General features: G+C 68.4%; 25 protein-coding genes. 7 read left to right on the top strand and 18 right to left on the bottom strand.

The features are described from left to right. Nucleotides 1-23: 23 nt before the first annotated feature. Both msbA and F3J10_RS16395 read left to right on the top strand, forming a co-directional pair. Nucleotides 24-1,808 (top strand): lipid A export permease/ATP-binding protein MsbA, encoded by a 1,785-nt coding sequence (gene msbA, locus F3J10_RS16390; RefSeq protein WP_025096514.1) that lies wholly within the window; start codon nt 24-26, stop codon nt 1,806-1,808. A 105-nt stretch (nt 1,809-1,913) separates the two neighbouring features. Continuing rightward, nucleotides 1,914-2,330 carry an RcnB family protein gene (locus F3J10_RS16395; protein WP_166913804.1) on the top strand — a complete coding sequence of 139 codons (417 nt, stop codon included), beginning with the start codon at nt 1,914-1,916 and terminating at the stop codon, nt 2,328-2,330. 106 nt (nt 2,331-2,436) lie between these two features. Here the strand turns inward: F3J10_RS16395 and F3J10_RS16400 are convergent, their stop codons facing one another. From F3J10_RS16400 to F3J10_RS16420, 5 genes are all read right to left on the bottom strand, one after another. Beyond that, nucleotides 2,437-3,060, bottom strand: coding sequence for an FUSC family protein (locus tag F3J10_RS16400; RefSeq protein ID WP_166913806.1), 624 nt, complete (start codon nt 3,058-3,060; stop codon nt 2,437-2,439). A 17-nt stretch (nt 3,061-3,077) separates the two neighbouring features. Then, complete coding sequence (locus F3J10_RS16405) at nt 3,078-4,346, bottom strand: MFS transporter (protein WP_167242486.1); 1,269 nt, start codon at nt 4,344-4,346, stop codon at nt 3,078-3,080. After that, nucleotides 4,343-5,326, bottom strand: coding sequence for a PRC-barrel domain-containing protein (locus tag F3J10_RS16410; RefSeq protein WP_167242487.1), 984 nt, complete (start codon nt 5,324-5,326; stop codon nt 4,343-4,345). Before F3J10_RS16410 ends, F3J10_RS16405 begins: the two co-directional genes overlap by 4 nt. Nucleotides 5,327-5,555: 229 nt before the next feature. Next, nucleotides 5,556-5,885 (bottom strand): cold-shock protein, encoded by a 330-nt coding sequence (locus F3J10_RS16415; protein WP_025096509.1) that lies wholly within the window; start codon nt 5,883-5,885, stop codon nt 5,556-5,558. 94 nt (nt 5,886-5,979) lie between these two features. Continuing rightward, on the bottom strand, nt 5,980-6,918 hold the full coding sequence (locus F3J10_RS16420) for a LysR family transcriptional regulator (RefSeq protein WP_167242488.1): 939 nt from the start codon (nt 6,916-6,918) through the stop codon (nt 5,980-5,982). 96 nt (nt 6,919-7,014) lie between these two features. Here F3J10_RS16420 and F3J10_RS16425 point away from each other — a divergent pair, with 96 nt between their 5' ends. Continuing rightward, a complete protein-coding gene (locus F3J10_RS16425; RefSeq protein WP_167242489.1) occupies nt 7,015-8,259 on the top strand; it encodes an MFS transporter in 1,245 nt (414 codons plus the stop codon). Nucleotides 8,260-8,354: 95 nt separating this feature from the next. Here the strand turns inward: F3J10_RS16425 and F3J10_RS16430 are convergent, their stop codons facing one another. Continuing rightward, nucleotides 8,355-8,657: a hypothetical protein gene (locus F3J10_RS16430; RefSeq protein ID WP_013698923.1), complete on the bottom strand. Its 303-nt coding sequence runs from the start codon at nt 8,655-8,657 to the stop codon at nt 8,355-8,357. A gap of 137 nt (nt 8,658-8,794) precedes the next feature. Continuing rightward, nucleotides 8,795-9,064 carry a hypothetical protein gene (locus tag F3J10_RS16435; RefSeq protein ID WP_167242490.1) on the bottom strand — a complete coding sequence of 90 codons (270 nt, stop codon included), beginning with the start codon at nt 9,062-9,064 and terminating at the stop codon, nt 8,795-8,797. Between the two features lie 196 nt (nt 9,065-9,260). Here F3J10_RS16435 and F3J10_RS16440 point away from each other — a divergent pair, with 196 nt between their 5' ends. The 4 genes from F3J10_RS16440 (at nt 9,261) to F3J10_RS16455 (ending at nt 13,407) form a co-directional block, all read left to right on the top strand. Continuing rightward, nucleotides 9,261-10,160 carry a LysR family transcriptional regulator gene (locus F3J10_RS16440; RefSeq protein WP_025096505.1) on the top strand — a complete coding sequence of 300 codons (900 nt, stop codon included), beginning with the start codon at nt 9,261-9,263 and terminating at the stop codon, nt 10,158-10,160. 189 nt (nt 10,161-10,349) lie between these two features. Continuing rightward, on the top strand, nt 10,350-11,672 hold the full coding sequence (locus F3J10_RS16445; RefSeq protein ID WP_167233492.1) for an MFS transporter: 1,323 nt from the start codon (nt 10,350-10,352) through the stop codon (nt 11,670-11,672). Nucleotides 11,673-11,701: 29 nt separating this feature from the next. Beyond that, nucleotides 11,702-12,742 carry an amidohydrolase family protein gene (locus tag F3J10_RS16450; RefSeq protein ID WP_167242491.1) on the top strand — a complete coding sequence of 347 codons (1,041 nt, stop codon included), beginning with the start codon at nt 11,702-11,704 and terminating at the stop codon, nt 12,740-12,742. Next, on the top strand, nt 12,739-13,407 hold the full coding sequence (locus F3J10_RS16455) for an RraA family protein (RefSeq protein ID WP_167242492.1): 669 nt from the start codon (nt 12,739-12,741) through the stop codon (nt 13,405-13,407). The genes F3J10_RS16450 and F3J10_RS16455 overlap by 4 nt, the downstream gene beginning before the upstream one ends. 39 nt (nt 13,408-13,446) lie before the next feature. Here F3J10_RS16455 and F3J10_RS16460 read toward each other — a convergent pair whose 3' ends face one another. The 11 genes from F3J10_RS16460 to F3J10_RS16510 form a co-directional block, all read right to left on the bottom strand. Further along, a complete protein-coding gene (locus F3J10_RS16460) occupies nt 13,447-14,538 on the bottom strand; it encodes a type VI immunity family protein (RefSeq protein WP_167242493.1) in 1,092 nt (363 codons plus the stop codon). Between the two features lie 13 nt (nt 14,539-14,551). Then, nucleotides 14,552-15,163, bottom strand: coding sequence for a VRR-NUC domain-containing protein (locus F3J10_RS16465; protein WP_345791213.1), 612 nt, complete (start codon nt 15,161-15,163; stop codon nt 14,552-14,554). 116 nt (nt 15,164-15,279) lie between these two features. Beyond that, nucleotides 15,280-15,813, bottom strand: coding sequence for a PAAR domain-containing protein (locus F3J10_RS16470; protein ID WP_167242495.1), 534 nt, complete (start codon nt 15,811-15,813; stop codon nt 15,280-15,282). Nucleotides 15,814-16,102: 289 nt separating this feature from the next. After that, complete coding sequence (rng, locus tag F3J10_RS16475) at nt 16,103-17,572, bottom strand: ribonuclease G (protein WP_025096499.1); 1,470 nt, start codon at nt 17,570-17,572, stop codon at nt 16,103-16,105. A 7-nt stretch (nt 17,573-17,579) separates the two neighbouring features. Further along, nucleotides 17,580-18,221 carry a Maf family protein gene (locus F3J10_RS16480; protein ID WP_036035491.1) on the bottom strand — a complete coding sequence of 214 codons (642 nt, stop codon included), beginning with the start codon at nt 18,219-18,221 and terminating at the stop codon, nt 17,580-17,582. A 41-nt stretch (nt 18,222-18,262) separates the two neighbouring features. Further along, nucleotides 18,263-18,733, bottom strand: coding sequence for a 23S rRNA (pseudouridine(1915)-N(3))-methyltransferase RlmH (gene rlmH / locus F3J10_RS16485; RefSeq protein WP_025096497.1), 471 nt, complete (start codon nt 18,731-18,733; stop codon nt 18,263-18,265). A gap of 48 nt (nt 18,734-18,781) precedes the next feature. Continuing rightward, on the bottom strand, nt 18,782-19,228 hold the full coding sequence (gene rsfS, locus F3J10_RS16490) for a ribosome silencing factor (protein WP_013698913.1): 447 nt from the start codon (nt 19,226-19,228) through the stop codon (nt 18,782-18,784). Between the two features lies 1 nt (nt 19,229). Further along, nucleotides 19,230-19,961 carry a nicotinate-nucleotide adenylyltransferase gene (locus tag F3J10_RS16495; protein WP_043277823.1) on the bottom strand — a complete coding sequence of 244 codons (732 nt, stop codon included), beginning with the start codon at nt 19,959-19,961 and terminating at the stop codon, nt 19,230-19,232. A 17-nt stretch (nt 19,962-19,978) separates the two neighbouring features. Then, complete coding sequence (hemF, locus tag F3J10_RS16500) at nt 19,979-20,905, bottom strand: oxygen-dependent coproporphyrinogen oxidase (RefSeq protein WP_025096495.1); 927 nt, start codon at nt 20,903-20,905, stop codon at nt 19,979-19,981. 140 nt (nt 20,906-21,045) lie between these two features. Further along, nucleotides 21,046-22,323, bottom strand: a complete 1,278-nt coding sequence (gene purD, locus F3J10_RS16505; RefSeq protein ID WP_017920323.1) for a phosphoribosylamine--glycine ligase — start codon at nt 22,321-22,323, stop codon at nt 21,046-21,048. Between the two features lie 107 nt (nt 22,324-22,430). Then, nucleotides 22,431-23,159: a YebC/PmpR family DNA-binding transcriptional regulator gene (locus tag F3J10_RS16510; RefSeq protein WP_166913824.1), complete on the bottom strand. Its 729-nt coding sequence runs from the start codon at nt 23,157-23,159 to the stop codon at nt 22,431-22,433. Nucleotides 23,160-23,398 lie beyond the last annotated feature (239 nt).

Genomic DNA, 23,398 nt, shown 5'->3' on the forward strand with positions numbered 1-23,398 from the left:
GCGGCAACCTGGAAGGACCTGATTTGGAAACCCAGAACACCCTGCGCAAGTCGATCGGCACGGGCGCCAACACCTCGCCGCAGGCGGTGATGCGCCGTCTCTGGCCGTATATCCGCCCGCTGATCCTGATCATCGTGCTGGCGATCGTCGCGATGGGCGTGGTGGCGGCGACCGAGGCCGGGATTCCGGCCATGCTCAAGCCGCTGCTCGACCACGGCTTCGGCGCGCACAGCAGCGAACGCGCCAAGTGGTTCGTGCCGGCCGCGATCATCGGCCTGGCGCTGGTGCGCGGGGTCGCGCAATACGCCTCGAACTACCTGCTCAACTACGTCTCGAACCGGATCCTGCTGAAGCTGCGGCTGGAGATGTTCGAGCGCATGATCCACACCAGTGCCTCGTTCTTCCAGCGCGAGACGGCCAGCACCGTGATCAACGCGGTGGTGTTCGAGGTGAACCAGATCCTCAGCGTGCTGACCGGCGTGATGATCACCCTGGTGCGCGACTCGATGACGGTGATCTTCCTGCTCGGCTACCTGTTCTACCTGAACTGGCAGCTCACGCTGATCGTCGCGGTGATCCTGCCCGGCATCGGCTGGCTGGTCAGCAAGATCAACCGCCGCCTGCGGCGCCTGAACCGCGAGCACCAGACGCTGACCAACGAGCTGTCCTACATCGTCGAGGAGACCGTGGCCGGCTACAAGGTGGTCAAGACCCACAACGGCGAGCGCTACGAGATGGACCGCTTCACGGCGATGAGCAAGCGCCTGCGCGGCTACGCGATGCGCATGACGATCTCGGGCGGCCTGGCCCAGCCGATCACGCAGTTCCTGTCCTCGATCGCGCTGGCGATCGTGATCACCATCGCGGTGGTGCAGTCGGCCAACGACCAGACCACGGTGGGCGGCTTCGTGGCCTTCGTCACCTCGATGCTGCTGGTGATCTCGCCGCTCAAGCACTTGATCGACGTGAACCAGCCGCTGCAGCGCGGCATGACGGCCGCCGAGCTGATCTTCGGCCTGATCGACGAGCCGCTCGAGCCCAAGGGCGGCGGCCGGCCGCTGGCCCAGGCGCGCGGCGAGATCGAATACCGCGCGGTGTCCTTCGACTACGGCGCGAGCGAGCGCCCCACGCTCGACCGGATTTCCTTCAAGGTCGCGCCGGGCGAGATGGTGGCGCTGGCCGGGCCCTCGGGCGGCGGCAAGTCGACCCTGGTGAACCTGCTGCCGCGCTTCTTCGACGCCACCGACGGCGCGATCCTGGTCGACGGCGTGCCGATCGTCGACTACGACGTGCATGCGCTGCGCAGCCAGCTGGCGATGGTCAGCCAGGACGTGGTGCTGTTCAACGACAGCATCGCGGCCAACGTCGCCTATGGCGGCACCCCGAATCGCGAGCGCGTGCAGGCCGCGCTCGAGGCCGCCAACCTGGCCGAGATGGTGGCGGCGATGCCCGAGGGCATGGACACGCTGATCGGCGGCAACGGCATGCGCCTGTCGGGCGGCCAGCGCCAGCGCCTGGCGATCGCGCGCGCGATCTACAAGGACGCGCCGATCCTGATCCTCGACGAGGCCACCTCGGCGCTCGATTCGGAATCCGAACGGCACGTGCAGGCCGCGCTGGAGCGGCTGATGGAAGGGCGCACCACGCTCGTCATCGCGCACCGGCTGTCGACCATCGAGCGCGCCGACCGGATCCTGGTGCTCGAGGCCGGCCGCATCGCCGAGGAGGGCAGCCACGACGAGCTGCTGCGCCGCAACGGGCTCTACGCGCACCTGCATCGCATCCAGTTCCAGCAGCAGGCCGCCTGAGCGAGCTCCGGGCGCCGGGCAGGCCTGTCACGCCCCGGCATCCGTCCCCATGCTAGTCTTCCGGTGTCGGCCGACCACACGGCCGGCCAACCTGGGAGAAACGACATGAAGACGTCTCGATGGCTGCTCGCGGTGTGGCTCACCGGTTCACTGGCTTCCTCGCTCGCGTTCGCGCAGCAGCCGCCCCATGGCGGCGACCACGGTCCCGGCCCTGGCGGCCATGGTGGCCCCGGCGGTCCGGGCCAGTATCATCCGCATCCCGGCCATGGCGGCACGGCCGGCCATCCGCCGATGCGTCCCGCGCCGCGCGACGAACCGCCCGGCGGTTTCATCGAAGGCCATCGCGACTGGCATCGCGGCGATCGCCTGCCGAGCGAGTACCGGGACCGTCAATACGTGATCGACGACTGGCGCAGCTACAACCTGCCGCCGCCGCGCCGCGGTTACCAGTGGGTCGGGATCGGCGGCGACCATCTGCAGGTACAGATCGGCACCGGCATCGTGCTGAGCATCGGCCCCTGAGCGCCCCTTCGTACCTCGCTGCCGGGAACCCGGCTCGCCAAGAAAAAATGCCCGCGTCGAGCGGGCATTTTTCATGGTGTCGCGAGCGCGGCGAGCACGCACGGTGTCATCGCGCGGGCGGCGGCCCGGTTTTCCGATCCGCCTGGTCGGGCGCTTCGTGGCGGTGCGCCGGCCACCACCAGCGCTCGATGCGCGCCAGCACCGCGCACACCAGCAGCGCGCAGACCGTGCCCAGCGTGACCTCGCCCAGCCGGATCAGCGGGATGTCCCACAGCGGGCCGTTGCCGGGAAACAGCATCACGATGGTGGCGGTCACGCCGCCCAGGCGCGCGGCGCTGCCCACGTCGAGGCACCAGCAGATCACGATGGTGGCGGCGATCGCGACCGCGTAGGCCAGCAGGCGCGGGGTGATGTCGGCATGGCCGAGCGCGGCGCCGGCGAAGCCGAGCACGCCGCCCACCATCGCGCCGATGAACTGGTCGCGCGACAGGTTCATGGTGTCGGCGTATTGATGCTGGGTCACGGCGATCGCGGTGACGGCCGCCCACACCGCCTGCTCCGAATGCAGCGCGAGGCCGATCCCGTAGGCCAGGCAGGCGCCGCACACGGCCTGCAGGGCCATCACCGCGCCCTGGGCCGCGCGCTGGCGCAGCGACATGCCCTTGAACAGCGAGGCCAGCGACTGCTGGATCTGGCGGCGCGTCTCGTCGAGCGTGCGGATCGTGTCCATCGCGTCCCGCCTCGCGCTCAGGCCGTCTTCGCCGACGTATCGGGGCTGCCGGCGCTGTCGTCCGGGCCCGGGTCGTCGAGCCCGGCATCGCGCGTCTCCGGCATCGCCACCGCCACCAGCGCCACCGCCAGCGCGCCGGCCACCGCCAGCCCGAAGAAGCTCATGGTGTTGCCGAAGTGATCGGCCGCGAAGCCCGCCAGGGTGGTGCTGAGCGTCGCGCCGATCCCGGCGGCCAGCCCGAACAGGCCGATGCAGAGGTTGTAGCGGCCCTTGCCGCCGGCCACGTCGGCGGCGATTAGCGGCAGCATCACGCCGAACACCGCCGCGCTGATGCCGTCGAGCATCTGCACCGGCACCAGCAGGTAGGGGCTGCCGACCCCGGCGAACAGCAGGGCGCGCACCGGCAGGGCGGCGAAGCCGAGCAGCAGGATCGGCCGGCGCCCCCAGCGCTGCGAGGAGCGGCCGACCCAGGGCGAGAGCATCGCCACGATCGCCTGCGGGACGATGATGCAGGCCGCGATCACCAGTTGCACGTTGTCGCCCATGCCGGCCGTCACCTCGCCCGCGGCGAGGTTCAGCATCGCCGCGTTGGACAGGTGGAACAGCACCACGCAGGCCGCGAACACCAGCATGCGGCGGTCGCGCAGCAGGTCGAAGATGGTCTCGCGCTCGCCCTCGCCGGCATCGCGCGCGCGCCCCGTGTTGGGCGCCACCACCGTGTGGGTGGGCTGGATCATCGCCAGCGCGACCAGCGCCGGCATGGCCATCGCGGCGGTCAGCCAGAACACCGCGCGCGCCGAGATGTATTCGCCCGTCAATCCCATCAGTCCCGCCGCCACCGCGCTGCCGATCGAGGCCCAGCGTGCGTTGCGGCCGAGCCGGTCGCCGAGGTTGGCGCGCCCCACCAGGGCGAACGAGATGGCCGCCAGGGCGGGCGTCAGCATGCAGCTGGCGAAGCCGTGGAACACCTCGGCCGCCATCACCGGCACGATGGTCGGGCTGCTGGCGAGCAGCACCGCCGACAGGATGATGGCCGCGATCGCCCAGGCGGCCGCGCCCTTCTTGTTCTTCAGCGCGTCGACCGCGGCGCCGCCCGGCACCTGGCTGACCATCGCGCTGATGGTGCCGATCGACAGCACCAGGCCGATCTCGCCCTGGGTCCACTTGTGCGAAGCGAGATAGGACGCGATGAACGGCCCGAAGCCCGTCTGCACGTTCGCGACGAAGAAGTTGAGCCAGTCGAGGGAGCGCAGGCTGCGGATGCTGACCGTGTTGCCGCCCGTCATCGATTGGCACCCGCGCTGCTGGAGGCCGGCGTCGCGGCGGGCGGCGATACGGCGATCACCGGCTTGTCGGCCTGGTAGGGCGGCGAGGCCTTCAGCTGGGCGTCGGACAGGTCCAGCAGGGCGCGCAGCGACTTGTCCTTCGGCGCGAAGCGCAGCGCCGACCAGCTCGCGGCGATGGTGCGCCGATCCGGGTTCACCAGGCTGCCGAGATCCAGCACCACCGCCTGCGGCTGCGCATCGCGGTCGATCAGCACGTCGACCACGCGGCCGATCTCGGTGCCGTTGCCGCGCTGCACGTCGGCATCGACGATCGGCATCAGGCCCGGCGTCTCGTCGGCATGCGAGGAGCCGCTCAGCGACACCGCCTTGGGGCGGTCGGCCGGCGGCAGCTCGCCGGCCGGCACGTCGAGCAGGATCGGCTGGCTGCGCCCGCCCGGCGTGAAGCGGAACAGGCGCCACGGGAAGCTGACCTTGCGGTCGCCGATGCCCATGAAGCCCTGCAGGTTGACGATCATCCGGTTCGGCTTGCCGGCCGAGTCGGCGATCATGTCGACCGCGCGGCCGATCACCTTGCCGTCGCGGCGCCGCACCTCGCTGTCGAGCAGCGAATGCACCTGGTTGCGCTCGATGGTGCGCGTCTGGATCAGCGGCGGCGGAGGCGGAGGCGGCGCAGGGGGCGGGGGCGGCGGCGAGGGGCGCTTGACCACGCGCGGGCGCGGCGTCTCGCGGTGCGGCTTGCGCTGCGTGTCGCCGTCGTCGGGGGCCTCGACCTCGGAGGCGGGCTCGGGCGTGGCGATCGGCAGGCCGTCCTCGTCGAGCGTCTCGACGGCCGCGTCGACGATCGGCGCGGGCGCCTGCGGGGCGCGGAACAGGCTGCAGCCGGACAGCGCGAGCGTGGCGAGCAGCGCGGCGAGGATGGGCGCCCGGGCACGGGCGAAGATCGGGAAACGAATGGCTAGACGCGGAATGCCGCCGCTCATCAACTGGGACTCCATGGGCCGGGGCAGGCCGGGTAGACGGCGCTGCGGCGATTGATGGCCGATGCCGTGGCGGCATCGCGCAGGGCCAGAGTTTAACCTGTGCGCGCGGCCGGTTCGCGAAAACGGGGGACTGTAAGCTGCCCGGCGCGAGCGGGGCGGCACGTTTCATGCATCGCCGGCGGCCGTGACGGGCTCGTTGCGCGGGGCTTCAGGCGCCGTTGGCGCTGCCTCATTTCGGCGGTAGCGTCTTCACGAAGGCGAGCGCGGCGTCGAGCAGGCGCCGTCGCACCGCGTCCTGCGCGCAACGCTCGGGCGAGACCCAGACCCAGCCCGTCATCGGCCGACCGCCGTTGCGCATCGGCTCGATCCCGTCGAGCGCGAGCGCCCAGCCCTCCCGGCCCTTGCCCAGGCGCACCAGCATGCCGTCGTGGCGGGCCGCGCAGAGCAGGTTGCCGTCGGCCATCCAGGCCCAGCCGCCGAACATCGCGCGGCCGGTGATCCAGGCCTCGTCGCGCAATTCGTCGTTGACGACTTCCTCGAGACCGAGATCGCGTGTCATGCAGGCTCCTGGCGGGGACGGTGGGATGTCGGGGCGATTGTAGGCGAGCGCGGCGCCTGGCGCATGCCTCGGCCGGCTGCCTCGACTGCTCGCCTCAACCATCCGCCTCGGGTTCGAGCCCGACCGACGCGAACAACTGCTCGCGCAGCCAGCGATGCGCGGCATTCGCCTCGTTGCGCGGATGCCAGGCCGCGCTCAGCCCGAAGCCGGCCACCTCGACCGGCAGCGGCAGCAGGTCGAGCCGGTCGGCGAAGCGCAGCAGGAAACGCTCGGGCAGCGCGCAGACATGGTCGGTGGCCTCCAGCACCAGCGGCGCGAGGTGGTAGTGCTGCACCGAGATCGCCACGCGGCGGCCGCGTCCGGTACGCGCCAGCAGATCGTCCATGAAACCGTGGAAGCCGCCGCCGTCGCCCGATACCAGCACGTGGCCGAGCGCGCAGTAGGCATCCAGGTCGGGCGGCGCGAGGCCGCGCGGATGGCCCTTGCGTTGCGCCATCACGTAGCGCTCATGGAACAGGGCGCGCGATTGCAGGCCCGCCGGAATCGAAAAGTCCGCCGCGATCAGCAGGTCGGCCGTGCCGCTCTCGAGCCAGTTGGCGAAGCTGTCGACCGGCACCGTGCGGAACGCCAGGCGCAGCTTCGGGGCGAGCTGCGCGACGCGCCGCACCAGGTCCACGGCCGCCATCACGAAGCCGTTGTCGCTGGCGAGGATCTGGAAGGTGCGCGCGTCCTGCGCGGGGTCGAAACCGGCACCATGCGCGAGCGCCGCCTGCAGGCTCTGCAAGGCGGCGCGCAGCGGCTCGCGGATCGCCAGCGCGCGGGCCGTCGGCGTCATGCCGCGGCCGTTGCGGGCCGGCACCAGCAGCGGGTCGCCGGTCAGTTCGCGCAACCGCGCCAGTTGCGCCGACAGCGCGGGCTGGCTCAGGTGCAGCCGCGCCGCCGCGCGCGTGACGTTGGCCTCGTCGAGCAGCACGTCGAGCGAACCGAGCAGGGCCAGGTCCGCGCCGCGCAGCGACGACAAGCTATTTGTCATGTGGATGTCTCCCATATCGACAATCGATTTCAAATATACCAAGCGCGCACGCAGACTGTCGCCCTGACTCGAGGATCGAACCGGGAGGACCTCAGCATGGCAATAGCGGAACCCGAGCGACACGCGCTGCGTGCGCTCGCGAGCGCCAATTTCGCGGTGGGCGCGATGTCGTATGGCGTGGTCGGCGCGCTGCCCGCGCTGGCCGGCGCCTGGCGCATCACGCCGGGGCGGGCGGCGCTGCTGATGAGTGCGTTCTCGATCGCCTTCGCGATCGGCGCGCCCTTGCTGCAGATGCTGGCCGGGCATGCGCGGCGACGCAGCCTGCTGCTGGGCGGGCTCGTCACGCTGGTGGCGGCGACGCTGGCCGGCGCGGCCGCGCCGGGCTTCGGCTGGCTGCTCGCCACGCGCATCGTGGCCGGCATCGGCGCGGGCGCGGTCAGCCCGCTGGCGAACGCGATCGGCGCCGAGATCACGCCCGTCGAGCGGCGCGGCAAGGCGCTCGCGGTGGTCTTCGTCGGCGTCACGCTATCGAGCGTGATCGCGGCGCCGCTGGCCGCGGCGATCGCGCAGACCTGGGGCTGGCGGATGGTGTTCGTGGTGCTGGCGGTGGCTTCGGCGGCCAGCGGCGGCTGGATCGTCTCGACCGTGCGCGATGCCTCGCGCGGCGAGCGCATGCGCCCGGCGGGGCTCGCGCGGCTCGTCGCGCAGCCGGCCACGGCGGCAGGCCTGGCCGTGATCGTGCTGCAGACGGCGGCGTTTTTCGCGACCTACACGCTGATCCTGCCGCTGGTGACGACGCGCTTCGGCGCGAGCGCGGCGCAGGGCGGACTGGCCCTGCTGGTGTTCGGCGTGACGGGGATCGTCGGGAACGTGGTCGCGCAGCGCCTGTCGCTGCGTTACTCGGCGGAGGCCCTGCTGAAGCTCGTGATGCGCACCATGACCCCGGTGTTCGTCGCGATCGCGCTGCTTGGCGCGGTGGCCTGGGGCGAGGGGCCGAGGCAAGGCTTGTTGATCGCGCTGCTGGTGATATGGGCGCTGATGCAGGACCTGTTCTATCCCTCGCAGTTGCGGCGCGTGGTGTCGCTGGCGCCCGAGGCGCGCGGCATGGTGATCGCGCTCAATTCGTCGGGGATCTTTCTCGGCATTTCGCTGGGGGCGGGGATCGGCGGGCGGGTGGCCGATCATGTCGGGCTGGGGGCGCTGGCGCCCGTGTCGGCGGGGCTGACGTTGGCGGCCCTGGTCGCGCTGCTGGTGTCCGAGCGCTTCGTGGCGCGTGCCGCGAAACGCGATTCGCGGGAGGCGGGGCGGGTGGTTTGCCGGGGCGCTGCCGAGCGTGCCTAGCGGCTTGGGGGATCGGTGTGAGGCGGCGCGGCCAGTGTGCTGATGCACACTGGCCGCGTGCCCTTGTGCGTCGCCCGATGCGAGGCGCGGCCGGCTCAGTAGCCGTGCGTGACCAGCGACAGCACCGACAGGTCGGGATGCGAGCCGTCGACGATCAGCGCGCCGACCCGCTTCGCATCGGCCACCGCCTCGCCGGGCGTCGCGAAGCATTCCTCGCCGTTCGGATGGAACGGCACCGTATGACCGGGCAGGGATGGGCTCGCGCCGGGATGGCAGACGTAGGCGACATAGGTGTAGCGGTTGGCGACCGCGCCCGCCGGTTTGACGGTGACGTGGATTTCATATCCCTCGTAGGGGATCGGATCGACTTGGGTCGGGACCTCGAGCGTTGCCGGCATGATGGCCTCCGTGTCGCCGCGGACGATGCGCGGGGAGCGCGTACCGGGCCCGCGATGGGCTGCTTCACGATTTCATTCTAGGCGAGATTCGGGCCAGGCTGCGTGGCGTGCAAGCCGGCGACACATGACGGTATTTGTCACGCAGCCTTGCGTGTACGTCGCAGCAGCCTCGACGCCATCCAGATGATCAGCAGCGCGATCACGAAGCTTGCGACGAACAACACGCCCATCAGCACGTCTTCCTCTGTTTCGATGCCGTTCGCGCCCAACAGTTGGAACAGCGGCGCGAGCAGATCCCAGGCCCGTGCGCTCCCGACCCATCTCGCGAGTGGGTCGATCAGCGACAGCCCGAAGAAAACCGGAATGGCCAGGACAGTTGCCATCACGATACGAGGAATGGTTTTCATCGGACGTCTATCGTGCCGTGGCAAGGGAGGTTCGTGCCTCGAGGTTGACACATCCAGCCACCCAGCAAAGATGACAAGGGGAAGCAGGTTTCCCTCCGCTTTATGACATCATTGCCCTCCCGAACCGACGGGCCGCGCGCACCTCATCCTCGCAGGATCCGGCGCGCGTCGCTCACCGCATTCCAGGAACGTCGCCATGAATTTCAGGTCCTTGCAGTGCTTCGTCATCCTGGCCGAGGAACTGAATTTCAGCCGCGCCGCCGAGCGCCTGCATATCGCGCAACCGGCGCTGAGCCAGCAGATCCGCTTGCTGGAGGAGCGGCTCGGCACCAAGCTCGTCGATCGCGCCAGGCGGCCTTTGCAGCTCACCGAGGCGGGCCACTATTTCTGCACCGAGGCGCGGCAGATCCTCGGCGCCTGGGAACAGGCGAGCCTCGGCGCGCAGGAAATCGGCATCGGGCAGCGCGGCTGGTTGTCGATCGGCTTCACGCGTTCCTCGATGTACAGCATCCTGCCGCCCGCCCTGAAGGCCTTTCATCAACGCTGCCCGGAAGTCGAGCTGAAGCTGTTCGAGATGCTCACCGAGGAGCAGGCCGACGCGCTGCGCGACATGCGCATCCACATCGGCATCGGCCGCCAGCCGCTCGACATGCCCGGCTGCACCTCCTATTCCCTGCTGCGCGAACACGTAGTGGCGGTGCTGTCGCCCGATCATCCGCTGGCGGCCAGGAAGAAGCTGCGCATCGCCGAGCTCGAGGACACGCCGCTGATCCTGTACCCGAAACACCAGAACGCGCAATTCAAGCGCACCGTGTTGTCCCTGTATCGCGATGCGGGCGTGACGCCCTTCGTCGCGCATCAGGCCTACGAGATCCAGACAGCGATCGCGCTCGTCGCCGCCGGGCTCGGCGTGACCTTCGTCGGCGAGTCGGTGGCGCGCCAGGGACGCACGGACGTGGTGTACCGTCATCTCGTCGGCCCCGGCGCCTCCCGCTGGTCGACGCTCGCCGCCACGTTTCGCACCGCTGACGATTCGGCCCATCTGCGCAGCTTCCTCGCCTGCCTTCCCCCGCCGCTGCAAGGCGAAACACTATAAGCAAAGCCTTATGAAAGCATAAGGAACGCGTCTTGGACGCGGGCCGCCATGCTTCCTATCATCGATTTTCGTGCCCGGCGCCGGCATGCATCGCAGATGCGCCCGGCCCGAGCCGGAAAACGGCGCAGGCCGTGTATCGAGCAGGGCCGCAGAGCCCTCGCGATTCGATGAAAAGAACATGGAGACGGCATGAGCCCATTCGACGAAGCAGCGACCATGCGAAAGGTGTACAGGCGGCTGATGCCCCTGCTTTTCGCGATGATGTTCTTCAACTACCTCGATCGCATCAACATCGGCTTCGCGGCGCTCGACATGAACAAGGCGCTGGGATTCAGCCCGGCCGTGTTCGGCCTGGCGGGCAGCATGTTCTTCGTCGGCTACATGCTGCTCGAAGTGCCGAGCAACCTGCTGCTGCATCGCGTCGGCGCGCGCCGCTGGATCGCGCGGATCCTGCTCACCTGGGGCGCCGTGGCCGCCGCCACCGCCTTCGTGTTCGACGCCAGGAGCTTCTACGTGCTGCGCGCCCTGCTCGGCATCATGGAATCGGGTTTCCTGCCCGGCATAGCGGTGTACCTGACGAACTGGTTCCCGGTGCGCTATCGGGCGCGCGCGGTGGGCGGCTACATCATCGCCGGCTCGTTTTCGGCGGTGCTCGGCGGCCCGCTCTCGACGGCGTTGATGACCTATGCCAACGGCGTGCTCGGCCTGCAGGGATGGCAGTGGATGTTCATCCTCGAGGGCATCCCGGCCATGCTGCTGGGGCTGCTCACCCTGCGCATCATGACCGAGCGTCCCGCCGATGCCCGCTGGCTTGCCGACGACGAGAAGCGCTGGCTGGAGACGACGCTCGCGGGCGAGCGCGCGGCCCTCGGCGGCGCGGGCCATGTCCCGCTGCTGCGCGTGGCGGGGGACGCCCGCGTATGGAGCCTCGCCGGGTTGTTCGGCTGCGCGCTGGTCGGCATCTACGGGCTCTTTCTGTGGCTGCCGCAGATCATCAAGAGCTTCGGGCAGCTGAGCAATATCGAGGTCGGCTTCCTGTCGGCCGCGCCGCCGCTGCTGGGCGTGCTGGGCACCTTCCTCATCAGCCGCAGCTCGGATCGCAGCGGCGAGCGCAGGAAGCATCTCGCCTTCGTCTACGGCATGAGCGCCCTGGCCATCGCGGGTAGCGCCTACGCGCCGAATCCGGTGCTTTCCTATGCGCTGCTGTGTGTCACGGGCTTTTTCATCTACGCGGGCAATCCGCTGTTCTGGAGCCTCGCCTCGTCGTTCCGGACCGGCGCGGCCGGCGCGGCGACCATCGCGCTGATCAATACGATCGCCCAGTTCGGCGGGCTGGTCGGGCCCTGGAGCATCGGCCTGGTGCGCAACGCGACGGGCAATTTCAAGCTCGCCTTGCTGAGCATCGCGGCCTTTCTCGCGGTGGCGACCCTGATCGCCCTCCTGATGCGGATCAAACCCACGGGCGGGGACGGCGCGTCGCTGCACGCGGCCGATCGCGCCGCCCACACCTGAACCCAAACGCAATGACACGGAAACCCAGCATGATCATCGATTGTCACGGTCACTACACCACCTCGCCGCCGCAGCACGAGGCATGGCGCGCGAAGCAGATCGCCGCGCTGAGGGACGGCCTTGCGCCGCCCGCGCGCCCCGTCATCTCCGACGACGAGATTCGCGAAAGCATCGAGGGCGGGCAGCTTCGCATCCAGCGCGAACGCGGCACCGATCTCACGATCTTCTCGCCGCGCGCGGCCGGCATGGGCCATCATCTCGCGCCGGCCGAGGCCAACGCCGTGTGGTCGAGCGCCTGCAACGAACTCGTGCATCGCGTCTGCGAACTGTTTCCGCGCAATTTCATCGGTGTCTGCCAACTGCCGCAGGCGCCCGGCACGGGCCCGGAGAACTGCATCGCCGAGCTGCGCCGCTGCGTGCTCGAGATGGGTTTCGTCGGCTGCAACCTGAATCCCGATCCGTCGGGCGGCCATTGGTCCGGGCTGCCGCTCACGGATCGTTCCTGGTATCCGCTCTACGAAGCGATGGTCGAGCTCGACGTGCCGGCGATGATCCACGTGTCGTCGTCCTGCAATCCGAACTTCCATGCGACCGGCGCGCATTATCTCAACGGCGACACATCCGCCTTCATGCAATTGCTGGAGGGCGACCTGTTCGCCGATTTCCCGACGCTGAAGTTCATCATCCCGCACGGCGGCGGCGCGGTGCCGTATCACTGGGGACGTTATCGCGGGCTGGCGCAGGACATGAAGCGGCCGCTGCTCGGCGAGCATCTGCTGAACAACGTGTTCTTCGATACCTGCGTCTACCACCAGCCCGGTGCCGAGTTGCTGGCCAAGGTGATCCCGGCGAAGAACATCCTGTTCGCCTCCGAGACGATCGGCGCGGTGCAGGGCATCGATCCCGAAACCGGCCACCATTTCGACGACACGCGCCGTTATATCGACGCGATCGAATGGCTCGACGAGGAAGATCGACAGCGCATCTTCGAGGGCAATGCACGCGCTGTTTACGGGCGTTTGTCGGCCCAGCTCGAACGACAGGGATCGAACCAGGGAGCAGTGGCATGAATCCGGTCGGATGGCGCGAATACGAATCGGCGGCCCAGGCGAGTGCCGCCACGCTCGAGGCCCTGCGCGGGCTGGCGGTATCGCTGTTGAGCGACAACATGGCCCGTGCCAGCGGCGCGACCGGGCTGCGTCCGTTCCACCGGCCCAGGGCGATGGCCGGCACGGCGGTCACGGTGCGCACGCGCGGCGGCGACAATCTCGCGATCCATCGCGCCTTCGATCATTGCCGTCCCGGCGACGTACTGGTGATCGACGGCGCCGGCGAGCTCACGCAGGCGCTGATGGGCGACATCATGGCGAGCTTCGCGCAGCGGCTCGGCGTGCAGGGGCTGGTGATCGACGGCGCGATTCGCGATGTGGCGTCGATAGGCCAGCGCGATTTCCCCGTCTACGCGCGAGGCGTGACGCATCGCGGGCCGTACAAGAACGGGCCGGGCGAGATCAACGTGCCGGTGAGCGTCGGCGGGATGGTGGTGCACCCGGGGGATATCGTGGTCGGTGACCAGGATGGCGTGCTGGCCATCGCGCCGTCGGACGTGGCGGCGGTGATCGAGGGGGCGCGCAGGCAGGCGGCCAAGGAGGAAGCGGCGCTGAAGTCGATCGCCGAGGGGCGCTTCGATCGCTCGTGGGTGGGGGCGCAGCTTGATCGGATGATGAATGGGTGAGGCGCGGGCGGGCGCGTGTTCTCCTGCGACGCCTCGCTGCTATGGAGACGGCAGCTTCGGCGTGTCGAGTACGGCCGCTTTTGCGGCGAGAAGCTGATCGGCCGATACGTCGAAGCGGCGCAGCCATGCGTTGCTGCTGGTGACCGAGTTATAGACGGACGTGTCGCCGTTGATCGTGCCGTGCTGAAGAATCGAGACGGTCTCGGCGACAAGAGGGCGGAGCGCGGCATTGAGCACGACGTAGGCGGGCGGCGCGGACATGGCTGGATCCTCGTGTCCTGCGCAGGCTTCGGGGGTCACGCCAGCACGGATCATCCATCCTTGGGCGCACGGCACCAGGTCGAACCAGTCTTTCGGCAGTTCGGACTTCAGCGCTTCGACACCGCCGACCCTTCCCAGCATTGCCTTGTCGATGAGGGTGAGCCAGTCGACAGTCTTGATGCTGCCGGTGAGGTCCCGGACCTCCATTGCAATCGGATTGCCGATGTCGACGCCCAAGCCAAGCCGTCGCGCCAGATAATATTCGCTGCTCTCGTTTTCCGTGCGGCCGGTAGGGGACAGGTTTATCGCCAGCCCGGCACGTCCATGCACCGCGTCAAGCGCTGTCGCCATCGTTTGGAAGAGCGACACGAACTCGGCGGGGTTTTCGCGGACGAATGGAGCGGGCAGGCTGAATACGGCGACATCCAGCCCTCGCGTGCCTAGATCCGCCTGGAATTTTTCGAGGCAGAACGTTGTGAATTCGAAGTACGACGCATCACGTGCTGTTTCGCCGCCGACATAGCACGCATCAAATCCTTCGTTTTCCCCCGTCTTTTTTTCAAGTTTCCAAAGCGAGGGGGCATTCTCGAATCGCGATACACGCTTTTCGTTGAACCAGAGCCAGGTGATAGGGGCCATGTCCTCTCTTGCCGTGGCTTGGCGGGCGAGAGCAAGGTAGGCGTCGAACATGGCTGCAATGGCTTGCCGTTTTCCGCTCGTGTAACCGTCCTTGAAGTACAGGAGCGCACGCACCGCGAGCGCGGCGCCGATGCCCTCGTGCGCATAGCGAGGCTCGAAGAGCGCGTAGGGCAGCATTCCGAATTTCGATAGCGCTTGAGCGCGCGACAAAAGTTCCTTGCTTGTCTGCATGACTGGATGGCCGTTATGGCAAGGTGACGGGAGCGGGAGGCATCGGCGGCGGGACACCAAGCATTGCTCTTGCGGCGCCCTGCTCAAATACATCATCGGCCTCTGACAAGGCTGCACGATTTGTGGATTGTGCTGATTCGGTGCGTTCACTGTCTGAACAGCCACAATCGGCCGGATCCATTAGCGCGACTTTGTTCGAACTTCCGGCGATTCTCGCATAAGCGTCTTGCTGTTTCCGGCTGTGACGATCCGGTGGAAACTTGATTTCGACCACGCTCTTTATGTTGCCCTGGATCGGGGCGAGCGAGGCATCGTTGACTATCACGACATCTGGACGGCGAATATTCCCGATGCCTGGCGTATAGCCGCCCAATCCGCCGGCCCAATGTTTCCGAATCCAGCCGGGAAGATAGGCGTGCGCCTTTGTTGACATCCCGGAATCCATGATTGGTGCCGGGGGATCGCGGGACATGTCGTAGTTGATCTCTGCCTTGTAAGGGCTCCGATAATCACTCATCGCATCAGCGACCTTGAGCCTGCCGCTGACACACTGCTGCTTGAGCCGCTGGCCGCCAAGACCGATCGACGGCACCGCGTCGCACTTGCATACGACAGCGCACAGCACCTGCCTGTCCCGAGGATCGAGGGAGTCCCGGCGCGCGCGTATCGTGTTGGTTCGACCATGTCCCGGTCCTGTCCTCGGTCTTGTCGAGCCGGAGTGGGTGTCTCGCGAGTCAGCCGTCATGCCGGGCTCGCGTGCTGGAACTTCAGCGACACCTCTGTATTCGAATCGAGCCAGTCGGTGTACCCGTTGGCATCGGTGGCCCCGTTGATGACTTGTCCATCGGAACTGCTGACGATATACAGGTAGTTTGCGATTGGCTCGCCCGTATCATCGTCGACGACCAGGAAGCGACCACGGTGAGGGCCGGCCTCGTTCGAAGCGGAGGATCGGAGCAGGACACTGACCCCGCCTCCTATCGAGCCCGATGCGCTGGAAGTGGCAGGCGACGCTGTCGCGTTGCTTTGCGACGCAATGAGCGTTGCACCGCAAGCCGTCATGTCGCCTTCGCTGGCGACGGCTCGACCGTTGAAGCTCATGCGCAGTTCGGTCTTCACCCGCACGATCGGAAAGATGCCGCCGCAACGAGGGCAGGACACCATGTCGCCGATCAGCGCGATGGGCTTGCCGTCGTCGGTGTTGGTCGGGTCGCACGCCAGTACGCGACCGCCGTGCGAGCTCGCGTCGCCTTCGCGGATAAATGCAAATCCCATGGTACTTGGCCCTCTCCTTGGAATGTCGGGGCGAATGTACCAGTGCTGCAGGGGGCGTTATTGTCCGCCCTCAAGCTTGTCTATTTCTCTATTTATCAGGCGTGCCGGGCACGCGATATGAATGCCGTGGCTGTTTGACTCGGCGAACGAAAAGCGCTTTTGCTCCGCCGACGCAACCGAATATCGATGAGCCGATTTGATTCGCGCATCATCGCTACGCTCATGTAACCGCGCCTCCAGCTCGTCATTCGAGGTGGAGGCGCGTTTGTGTCCGAGGCGAATCCGAACCCTACATCAGCACGATGTCGTACTGCTCCTGGCTCAGGTTCGATTCCACCTGCAGCGACACCGGCTTGCCGATGAAGTCGATCAGCATCGCCAGATGCTGCGATTCCTCGTCGAGGAACAGATCGATCACCTGCTGCGAGCCAATCACGCGAAACTCCCGCGGATTGAACTGCCGCGACTCGCGCAGGATCTCGCGCAGCACGTCGTAGCAGACGGTGCGCGGCGTCTTCACCTGCCCCTTGCCCTGGCACACCGGGCAGGGCTCGCAGAGCACGTGCGCGAGCGATTCGCGAGTGCGCTTGCGCGTCATCTCCACCAGCCCGAGCTGCGAGAAGCCGTTTACCGTCACGCGCGTGCGATCGCGCGACAGCGCCTTCTTCAGCTCGCCGAGCACGGCGTCGCGATGCTCGGCGTTCTCCATGTCGATGAAGTCGATGATGATGATGCCGCCGAGGTTGCGCAGCCGCAGCTGCCGCGCGATGGTATGCGCGGCCTCGAGATTGGTCTTGAAGATGGTGTCGTCGAAGTTGCGCGCGCCGACATAACCGCCGGTGTTGACGTCGATGGTCGTCATCGCCTCGGTCTGGTCGATCATCAGGTAGCCGCCCGACTTCAGGTCGACGCGCCGCGACAGCGCGCGCTGGATCTCGGCTTCGATGTTGTAGAGATCGAACAGCGGCCGCTCGCCCGTGTAGTGGTGCAGCCTGGCGCTGACCGCCGGCGTGAACTCGCGCGCGAAGGTCGACAGCCGCGCGAAGGTCTCGCGCGAATCGACCTGGATCTTGGAGGTGTCGTCGTTGGCGAAATCGCGCAACACGCGCTGCGCCAGGTCGAGATCCTGGTAGAGCAGGCTGGTGGGCGGCAGCCGCTGCGCCTGCGCGACGATGGTCGCCCAGGTCTTGCGCAGGTAGGTGACGTCGGCGCCCAGTTCCTCGCCGGTGGCGTCCTCGGCGATGGTGCGCACGATGTAGCCGCCTTTCTCCTCGGCCGGGATCACGGCGGTCAGGCGCGCGCGCACCGCCTCGCGCTCGGCCTCGCTCTCGATCTTCTGCGAGATGCCGATATGCGGTTCCTGCGGCAGGTAGACCAGCGTTCGCCCGGCGATGCTGACCTGGGTCGAGAGCCGCGCGCCCTTGGTGCCGATCGGGTCCTTGATCACCTGGACCATCAGCGTCTGGCCCTCGTACACGGTCTTCTCGATCGGCTGGTGCGGCGTGCTGTTGTGCGTGTCGCCCGGCAGGCGCGGCTGCCAGATGTCGGCCACGTGCAGGAAGGCGGCGCGCTCCAGGCCGATGTCGATGAAGGCCGACTGCATGCCCGGCAGCACGCGCACCACCTTGCCGAGATAGATGTTGCCGACGCGGCCGCGCGAGAGCGTGCGCTCGACGTGAAGCTCCTGCACCGCGCCTTGCTGCACGAGCGCGACCCGCGTTTCCTGCGGTGTGATGTTGATCAGGATTTCTTCGTTCATGGTGGGCTCAGAAGGCGACGCGCGCCGCGCGCAGCAGCGCGGCGGTCTCAAAAAGGGGCAGACCCATGATACCGGAATGCGAGCCGTCGATTCGCTCGACGAACTCGGCGGCCCGGCCCTGGATCGCATAGGCACCGGCCTTGCCGAACGGCTCGCCGCTGGCCACGTAGCGCGCCAGCGCCTCGGCGCCGACCGCCGCGAACTGCACCACCGAGCGCGACAGCGCCGGCATCAGCGGCTTGCCCTCGGCATCGACCACGGCCAGCGCGGTCAGCACCTCGTGCCGGCGGCCGGCCAGGCGCGCCAGCATCGCCAGCGCCTCGTCGGCCGAGGCGGGCTTGCCGAGGATCTTGCCGTCGATCGTCACCGTGGTGTCGGCCACCAGCACCGGCGCGGCCGGCAGCGCGCTGGTCACCAGCCGCGCGCGCGCCGCGTCGGCCTTGGCCGAGCACACGCGCACCACGTAGTCGTCGGCCGCCTCGCCGGCCAGCTCGGCCTCGAGCGCCTCGGCATCCTCGTCGGGACGCGGCAGCAGCAACTCGAAGGCGACGCCGAGCTGGCGCAGCAGCTCCTGCCGGCGCGGGCTCTGCGAGGCGAGATAGACGAACGGGTAGGTCGAATCGGGCAGGAGGCGGTCGGACATCGTCATGGTTCTCGTTGGGGCACATGACGGCGCGCGAACGCGGCGCGTCATGCGCGGTGGTAGGGGTGATTCTGCGTGATGCTCCACGCGCGGTAAAGCTGCTCGGCCAGCAGCACGCGCACCATGCCGTGCGGCAGCGTGAGACTGGAGATCCGCAGCAGCAGGTCGGCGCGGGCCTTGAGCTCGGGATCGAGCCCGTCGGCGCCGCCGATCACGAAGGCCACGTCGCGGCCGTCCTGCTGCCAGCCCGGCAGCGCCTGGGCGAGCTGCATCGAGGTCCAGTCGCGGCCGCGCTCGTCGAGCGCGACCAGCCGCGCGCCCTTGGGCAGCGCGGCCTCGATCCTGACGCGTTCGGCGGCCATCACGCTCTCGGCGCCGCGGCCGCCCGAACGCAGCTCGGGCTTGAGCTCGCGCAGTTCGATGCGCAGCTCGGGCGGCATGCGCCTGGCGTATTCGTCGAACCCGTCGGCTACCCAGCCGGGCATCTTGTGGCCGACCGCGACGATGTGCAGCTTCATGGCTTCAGGCCTGCTTCGGAGGCAAGGACCGGGATCGGCGGCACGGCTTCAGCGACGGCGCGCGGCGGTCTTGCGGGCCGGGCGGGCGGCCGGCGCGGCTTCTTCGCCGTCCTCCTCCTCGTCGGCTTCCGAGGCGCGCGCGGGGCCGCTGCCGCCGAGCTTCAGGCGCACCGGCTTGTCGCCCCAGATCTCTTCCAGGTTGTAGTACTGGCGCAGGGCCGGCTGGAGGATGTGAACCACGGCGTCGCCGCAGTCGACCAGCACCCATTCGCCGGTGTCCTCGCCTTCGGAGCTGACCACGTCGCCGCCGGCTTCCTTGACCTTCTCTCGCACGCTGGAGGCGAGCGCCTTGGTCTGGCGGTTCGAGGTGCCGCTGGCGACGATCACGCGGTCGAACAGTTCGGTCAGGTGGCTGGTGTTGAACACCTTGATGTCTTGCGCCTTGACGTCTTCGAGGGCGTCGACGATCACGCGCTGCAGTTTGCGGATATCCATATCAGGGATGGTAGAGACGATGTTGAAGAATATAGGCCCAGACGGTGGAGGGCACGTGTTCGGCCTCCGCGTCAGGGACTTGGGCGCGACGCGCGATGCATTCGCGCAGATGCGCGCGGATATCGGTGGCGGCGATATCGAAGGCGAGCGTGGTATCGACCAGCACGCGCCCGGCCGGGCTCGCTTGCAGCTCGGCCGCCTCGGCGCGGCGCGCGGCGATTTCGGCGGCCACCACGGGCGGCGCCGCCGACAGCTCGAAGCCGGGCCGCGTGGCCACGCACAGGTGAGCCAGCTCGAACAGGCGCCGCCAGTCGCGCCAGGTATCGAGCCGCACCAGTTGGTCGGCGCCGATCACCAGCGACAGCGAGGCTTCGGGGCCGACCCGCTCGCGCCAGCGCAGCAACGTCTCGGCGGTATAGGTCGGGCCTTCGTGCTCGATCTCGTCGGTGGCCACCGTCACCTGCGTGCCGGGCAGGGCCAGCGAGGCGGCCGCGGCGCGCGTCATCGCCAGCCGGTGCCCGGCGGCCGACACGTCGCGCTTCTGGTAAGGCTGGCCGGCCGGCATCAGCACCAGCTCGGTCAGCCCCAGCACCTCGGCGAAACGACGCGCGAGCGCGAGATGCCCGTCGTGGATCGGGTCGAAGGTGCCGCCGAGGATGCCGATCCGGCGCGGCAGGGGAGTCGGTCGAGCCTGGGTATCCAGAACGGGTCCTTTTCGGTCAGGGCTTTCCATGGGAACGGGCGAGCGGCTCACAGCCAGTCGCGCGGCACCAGGAAATCGCTGTACAGGCGCGCCTCCGGCGTGCCCGGCTCGGGCTGCCAGTCGTAGCGCCAGCTCGCCAGCGGCGGCATCGACATCAGGATCGACTCGGTGCGCCCGCCGCTTTGCAGGCCGAACAGGGTGCCGCGATCGAACACCAGGTTGAACTCGACGTAGCGGCCGCGCCGGTAGGCCTGGAACTCGCGCTCGCGCTCGCCATAGGGCGTGTCGCGGCGGCGTTCGACGATCGGCAGGTAGGCGGCGAGGAAGGCGTCGCCCACGCCCTGCATCAGCTCGAACGAGCGCTCGAAGCCGGGCTCCGACAGGTCGTCGAAGAAGATCCCGCCGATGCCGCGCGTCTCGTTGCGGTGCTTGAGGAAGAAATACTCGTCGCACCAGCTCTTGAAGCGCGGGTAGTACTCGCCGCCGAACGGCGCCAGCGCATCGCGGCAGGCCGCGTGGAAGTCGCGCGCGTCCTCCTCGTAGCCGTACACGGGCGTGAGGTCCATGCCGCCGCCGAACCAGAAGATCGGCGCCTCGCCGGCCTTGGTGGCCACGAACATGCGCACGTTCATGTGCACGGTCGGGCAATGCGGGTTGCGCGGATGCAGCACCAGCGACACGCCGAGCGCCTCGAAACCGCGCCCGGCCAGTTGCGGGCGCGCCGCGCTCGCCGAGGGCGGCAACGCGTCGCCGGAGACGTCCGAGAAGCCGATTCCCGCGCGCTCGAAGAACGCGCCGTTCTCGAGGATGCGCGTGCAACCACCGCCGCGCAGACGCTCCTCGGGCCCGCGCCGCCACGCGTGCGTGGCCAGCGGCGTGCCGTCGAAGGCGCCGAGCGCGTCGGCGATGCGGGACTGCAGCGTTTCCAGATAGGCGCGTACGCGCTGCGTGTCGAAAGTCGAATCGGTGCTCATGGCTTCGGAAAGGGGGCGCGGACGATGCGGCGCGGATATCGATTGCCGGATTGTAGACCTTCCGCCGGCAGCGGCCAGGCGCGCGCGGCGCGCCATGAAAAACGCCGCCCGGCACGGATGCCGGGCGGCGCGCTCGGGCCTCAGCCCTGCTTGCGGTTCAGCGCGCGATGGCCGATGTCGCGGCGGTACTGCATGCCTTCGAAGTTGATCTGGTTGATCGCGTCGTAGGCGGCCTGCTGCGCGCCGCGCACCGAGTCCGACAGGCCCACCACGCACAGCACGCGGCCGCCCGAGGTGACCAGCTTGTCGCCGTCGAAGCTGGTGCCCGCGTGGAAGGTGACCGAATGGCCGTTTTCCTCGGGGATGTCGTTGATGCGATCGCCCTTGCGCGGCGCGTCGGGGTAGCCATGCGCGGCCAGCACCACGCCCAGCGCGGTGCGGCGGTCCCATTCGAGCTCGACCGTGTCGAGCGTACCGGCGATCGCCTGCTCGACCACCTTCGAGAAATCGCTCTTCAGGCGCGCCATGATCGGCTGGGTTTCCGGGTCGCCCATCCGGCAGTTGAATTCCAGCGTGCGCGGATTGCCGTCCTTGTCGATCATCAGGCCGGCGTAGAGGAAGCCGGTGAAGCGGATGCCGTCGTTCTCCATGCCGCGCACGGTCGGCATGATGATCTCGCGCATCACGCGCGCGTGCATCTGCGGCGTGACGATCGGCGCGGGCGAGTAGGCGCCCATGCCGCCCGTGTTGGGGCCGCGGTCGCCGTCGAGCAGGCGCTTGTGGTCCTGGCTGGAGGCCAGCGCCAGCGCATGCTTGCCGTCCACCATCACGATGAAGCTGGCTTCCTCGCCGTCGAGGAATTCCTCGATCACCACGCGCGCGCCGGCGTCGCCGAGCTTGTTGCCCGACAGCATCATGTCGACCGCCTCGTGCGCCTCGTCCAGCGACATCGCCACCACCACGCCCTTGCCGGCGGCCAGGCCGTCGGCCTTGACCACGATCGGGGCGCCCTTGGCGTCGATGTAGGCATGCGCGGCGGCCGCCTCGGTAAAGGTCTCGTATTCGGCGGTGGGGATCCCGTGACGCTTCATGAACGCCTTGGCGAAGTCCTTCGAGCTCTCGAGCTGCGCCGCTTCCTTGGTCGGGCCGAACACCTTCAGGCCGCGCTGGCGGAAGTGGTTGACGATGCCGGCCGCCAGCGGCGCTTCCGGGCCGACCAGGGTGAAGGCGACCTGCTCGTTCTCGGCGAAATCGGCGAGATCGTCGAGCGAGCTCAGCTCGATGTTCTTCAGGCGCGCATCCTGCGCGGTGCCGCCGTTGCCGGGCGCAACGTAGACGGTCTGAACGCGCGGCGACTGGGCGAGCTTCCAGGCGAGCGCATGTTCGCGGCCGCCGGAACCGACGACGAGTAGTTTCATGGGATTCCCCGCAGACTAGAAAATAGGGCGGCCGGCGCGCGTCGAGCGGGCCGGCCGCGGAACCTGGCGGTGGCCGCCTTTCACGCGAAAGACGGACCGGTTCGCGTTCATTCGTCGACGATGAGCGCGTTGGTGTAGACCTCTTGCACGTCGTCGAGATCCTCGAGCACGTCGAGCAGCTTCTGCATCTTGACGGCGTCGTCGCCGCTGAACTCGACCTCGTTCTGCGGCTTCATGGTCACCTCGGCCAGCTCGGCCTTGAAACCGGCCGCTTCCAGCGCGTCCTTCACCTTCGAGAATTCCTGCCAGTCGCACAGCACCTCGATGCTGCCGTCCTCGTTGGTGTTGACGTCGTCGGCGCCGGCCTCGAGCGCGGCTTCCATCAGCGCGTCTTCCGAGGTGCCGGGGGCGAACAGGAACTGGCCGACGTGATCGAACATGAAGGCCACCGAGCCGTCGGTGCCCATGTTGCCGCCGTACTTCGAGAACGCGTGGCGGACTTCCGCGACGGTGCGCACGCGGTTGTCGGTCATGGTGTCGACGATGATCGCCGCGCCGCCGATGCCATAGCCCTCGTAGCGGATTTCCTCGTAGTTCGCGCCGTCCGCGCCGCCCACGCCGCGATCGATCGCGCGCTTGACGTTGTCCTTCGGCATGTTGGCGTCGGCCGCCTTGTCGACCGCCAGGCGCAGGCGCGGGTTCGAGCTCGCGTCGCCGCCGCCCAGGCGGGCCGCCACCTGGATTTCCTTGATCAGGCGCGTCCAGACCTTGCCGCGCTTGGCGTCGGCCGCTGCCTTCTTATGCTTGATGTTGGCCCATTTGGAATGACCAGCCATACCAGTTCTCCGTCACCCGCGCCGTGCGGCGGGCATGTCTTAAGCGATGTGTTGCGGGGCGCCCGATGGCGCCGCCGCGAGATGTCCCGGCTTCGCGTCCCGCCCGCGCGCATCGGGGGCGGCGGGATCGGCGCGGCCCTGGCCGGGCCACGGACGCGAAGCAGGCGATTTTACCATGCGGCGAAGCGCGCGCCGGGCGTCGCGCGCGCGGGGCGGGCCGCGGCGGCTTCGGCTGCGGC

It is taken from the genome of Burkholderia sp. Cy-637, assembly GCF_011753175.1.
In the GTDB taxonomy this organism is placed as follows: Bacteria; Pseudomonadota; Gammaproteobacteria; order Burkholderiales; family Burkholderiaceae; genus Burkholderia; species Burkholderia gladioli.

What these genes read in the sequence shown, in the direction of transcription:
- F3J10_RS16400 (WP_166913806.1), bottom strand. Translation starts at nt 3,060, where the DNA reads ATGGACACGATCCGCACGCTCGACGAGACGCGCCGCCAGATCCAGCAG.
- rsfS (WP_013698913.1), bottom strand. Translation starts at nt 19,228, where the DNA reads ATGGATATCCGCAAACTGCAGCGCGTGATCGTCGACGCCCTCGAAGAC.
- F3J10_RS16395 (WP_166913804.1), top strand. Translation starts at nt 1,914, where the DNA reads ATGAAGACGTCTCGATGGCTGCTCGCGGTGTGGCTCACCGGTTCACTG.
- F3J10_RS16470 (WP_167242495.1), bottom strand. Translation starts at nt 15,813, where the DNA reads ATGGGATTTGCATTTATCCGCGAAGGCGACGCGAGCTCGCACGGCGGT.
- F3J10_RS16440 (WP_025096505.1), top strand. Translation starts at nt 9,261, where the DNA reads ATGAATTTCAGGTCCTTGCAGTGCTTCGTCATCCTGGCCGAGGAACTG.
- F3J10_RS16405 (WP_167242486.1), bottom strand. Translation starts at nt 4,346, where the DNA reads ATGACGGGCGGCAACACGGTCAGCATCCGCAGCCTGCGCTCCCTCGAC.
- F3J10_RS16455 (WP_167242492.1), top strand. Translation starts at nt 12,739, where the DNA reads ATGAATCCGGTCGGATGGCGCGAATACGAATCGGCGGCCCAGGCGAGT.
- F3J10_RS16425 (WP_167242489.1), top strand. Translation starts at nt 7,015, where the DNA reads ATGGCAATAGCGGAACCCGAGCGACACGCGCTGCGTGCGCTCGCGAGC.
- F3J10_RS16480 (WP_036035491.1), bottom strand. Translation starts at nt 18,221, where the DNA reads ATGACGATGTCCGACCGCCTCCTGCCCGATTCGACCTACCCGTTCGTC.
- F3J10_RS16415 (WP_025096509.1), bottom strand. Translation starts at nt 5,885, where the DNA reads ATGACACGCGATCTCGGTCTCGAGGAAGTCGTCAACGACGAATTGCGC.
- rlmH (WP_025096497.1), bottom strand. Translation starts at nt 18,733, where the DNA reads ATGAAGCTGCACATCGTCGCGGTCGGCCACAAGATGCCCGGCTGGGTA.
- purD (WP_017920323.1), bottom strand. Translation starts at nt 22,323, where the DNA reads ATGAAACTACTCGTCGTCGGTTCCGGCGGCCGCGAACATGCGCTCGCC.
- F3J10_RS16495 (WP_043277823.1), bottom strand. Translation starts at nt 19,961, where the DNA reads ATGGAAAGCCCTGACCGAAAAGGACCCGTTCTGGATACCCAGGCTCGA.
- F3J10_RS16460 (WP_167242493.1), bottom strand. Translation starts at nt 14,538, where the DNA reads ATGCAGACAAGCAAGGAACTTTTGTCGCGCGCTCAAGCGCTATCGAAA.
- hemF (WP_025096495.1), bottom strand. Translation starts at nt 20,905, where the DNA reads ATGAGCACCGATTCGACTTTCGACACGCAGCGCGTACGCGCCTATCTG.
- F3J10_RS16435 (WP_167242490.1), bottom strand. Translation starts at nt 9,064, where the DNA reads ATGAAAACCATTCCTCGTATCGTGATGGCAACTGTCCTGGCCATTCCG.
- F3J10_RS16410 (WP_167242487.1), bottom strand. Translation starts at nt 5,326, where the DNA reads ATGAGCGGCGGCATTCCGCGTCTAGCCATTCGTTTCCCGATCTTCGCC.
- F3J10_RS16430 (WP_013698923.1), bottom strand. Translation starts at nt 8,657, where the DNA reads ATGCCGGCAACGCTCGAGGTCCCGACCCAAGTCGATCCGATCCCCTAC.
- F3J10_RS16420 (WP_167242488.1), bottom strand. Translation starts at nt 6,918, where the DNA reads ATGACAAATAGCTTGTCGTCGCTGCGCGGCGCGGACCTGGCCCTGCTC.
- F3J10_RS16450 (WP_167242491.1), top strand. Translation starts at nt 11,702, where the DNA reads ATGATCATCGATTGTCACGGTCACTACACCACCTCGCCGCCGCAGCAC.
- F3J10_RS16445 (WP_167233492.1), top strand. Translation starts at nt 10,350, where the DNA reads ATGAGCCCATTCGACGAAGCAGCGACCATGCGAAAGGTGTACAGGCGG.
- rng (WP_025096499.1), bottom strand. Translation starts at nt 17,572, where the DNA reads ATGAACGAAGAAATCCTGATCAACATCACACCGCAGGAAACGCGGGTC.
- F3J10_RS16510 (WP_166913824.1), bottom strand. Translation starts at nt 23,159, where the DNA reads ATGGCTGGTCATTCCAAATGGGCCAACATCAAGCATAAGAAGGCAGCG.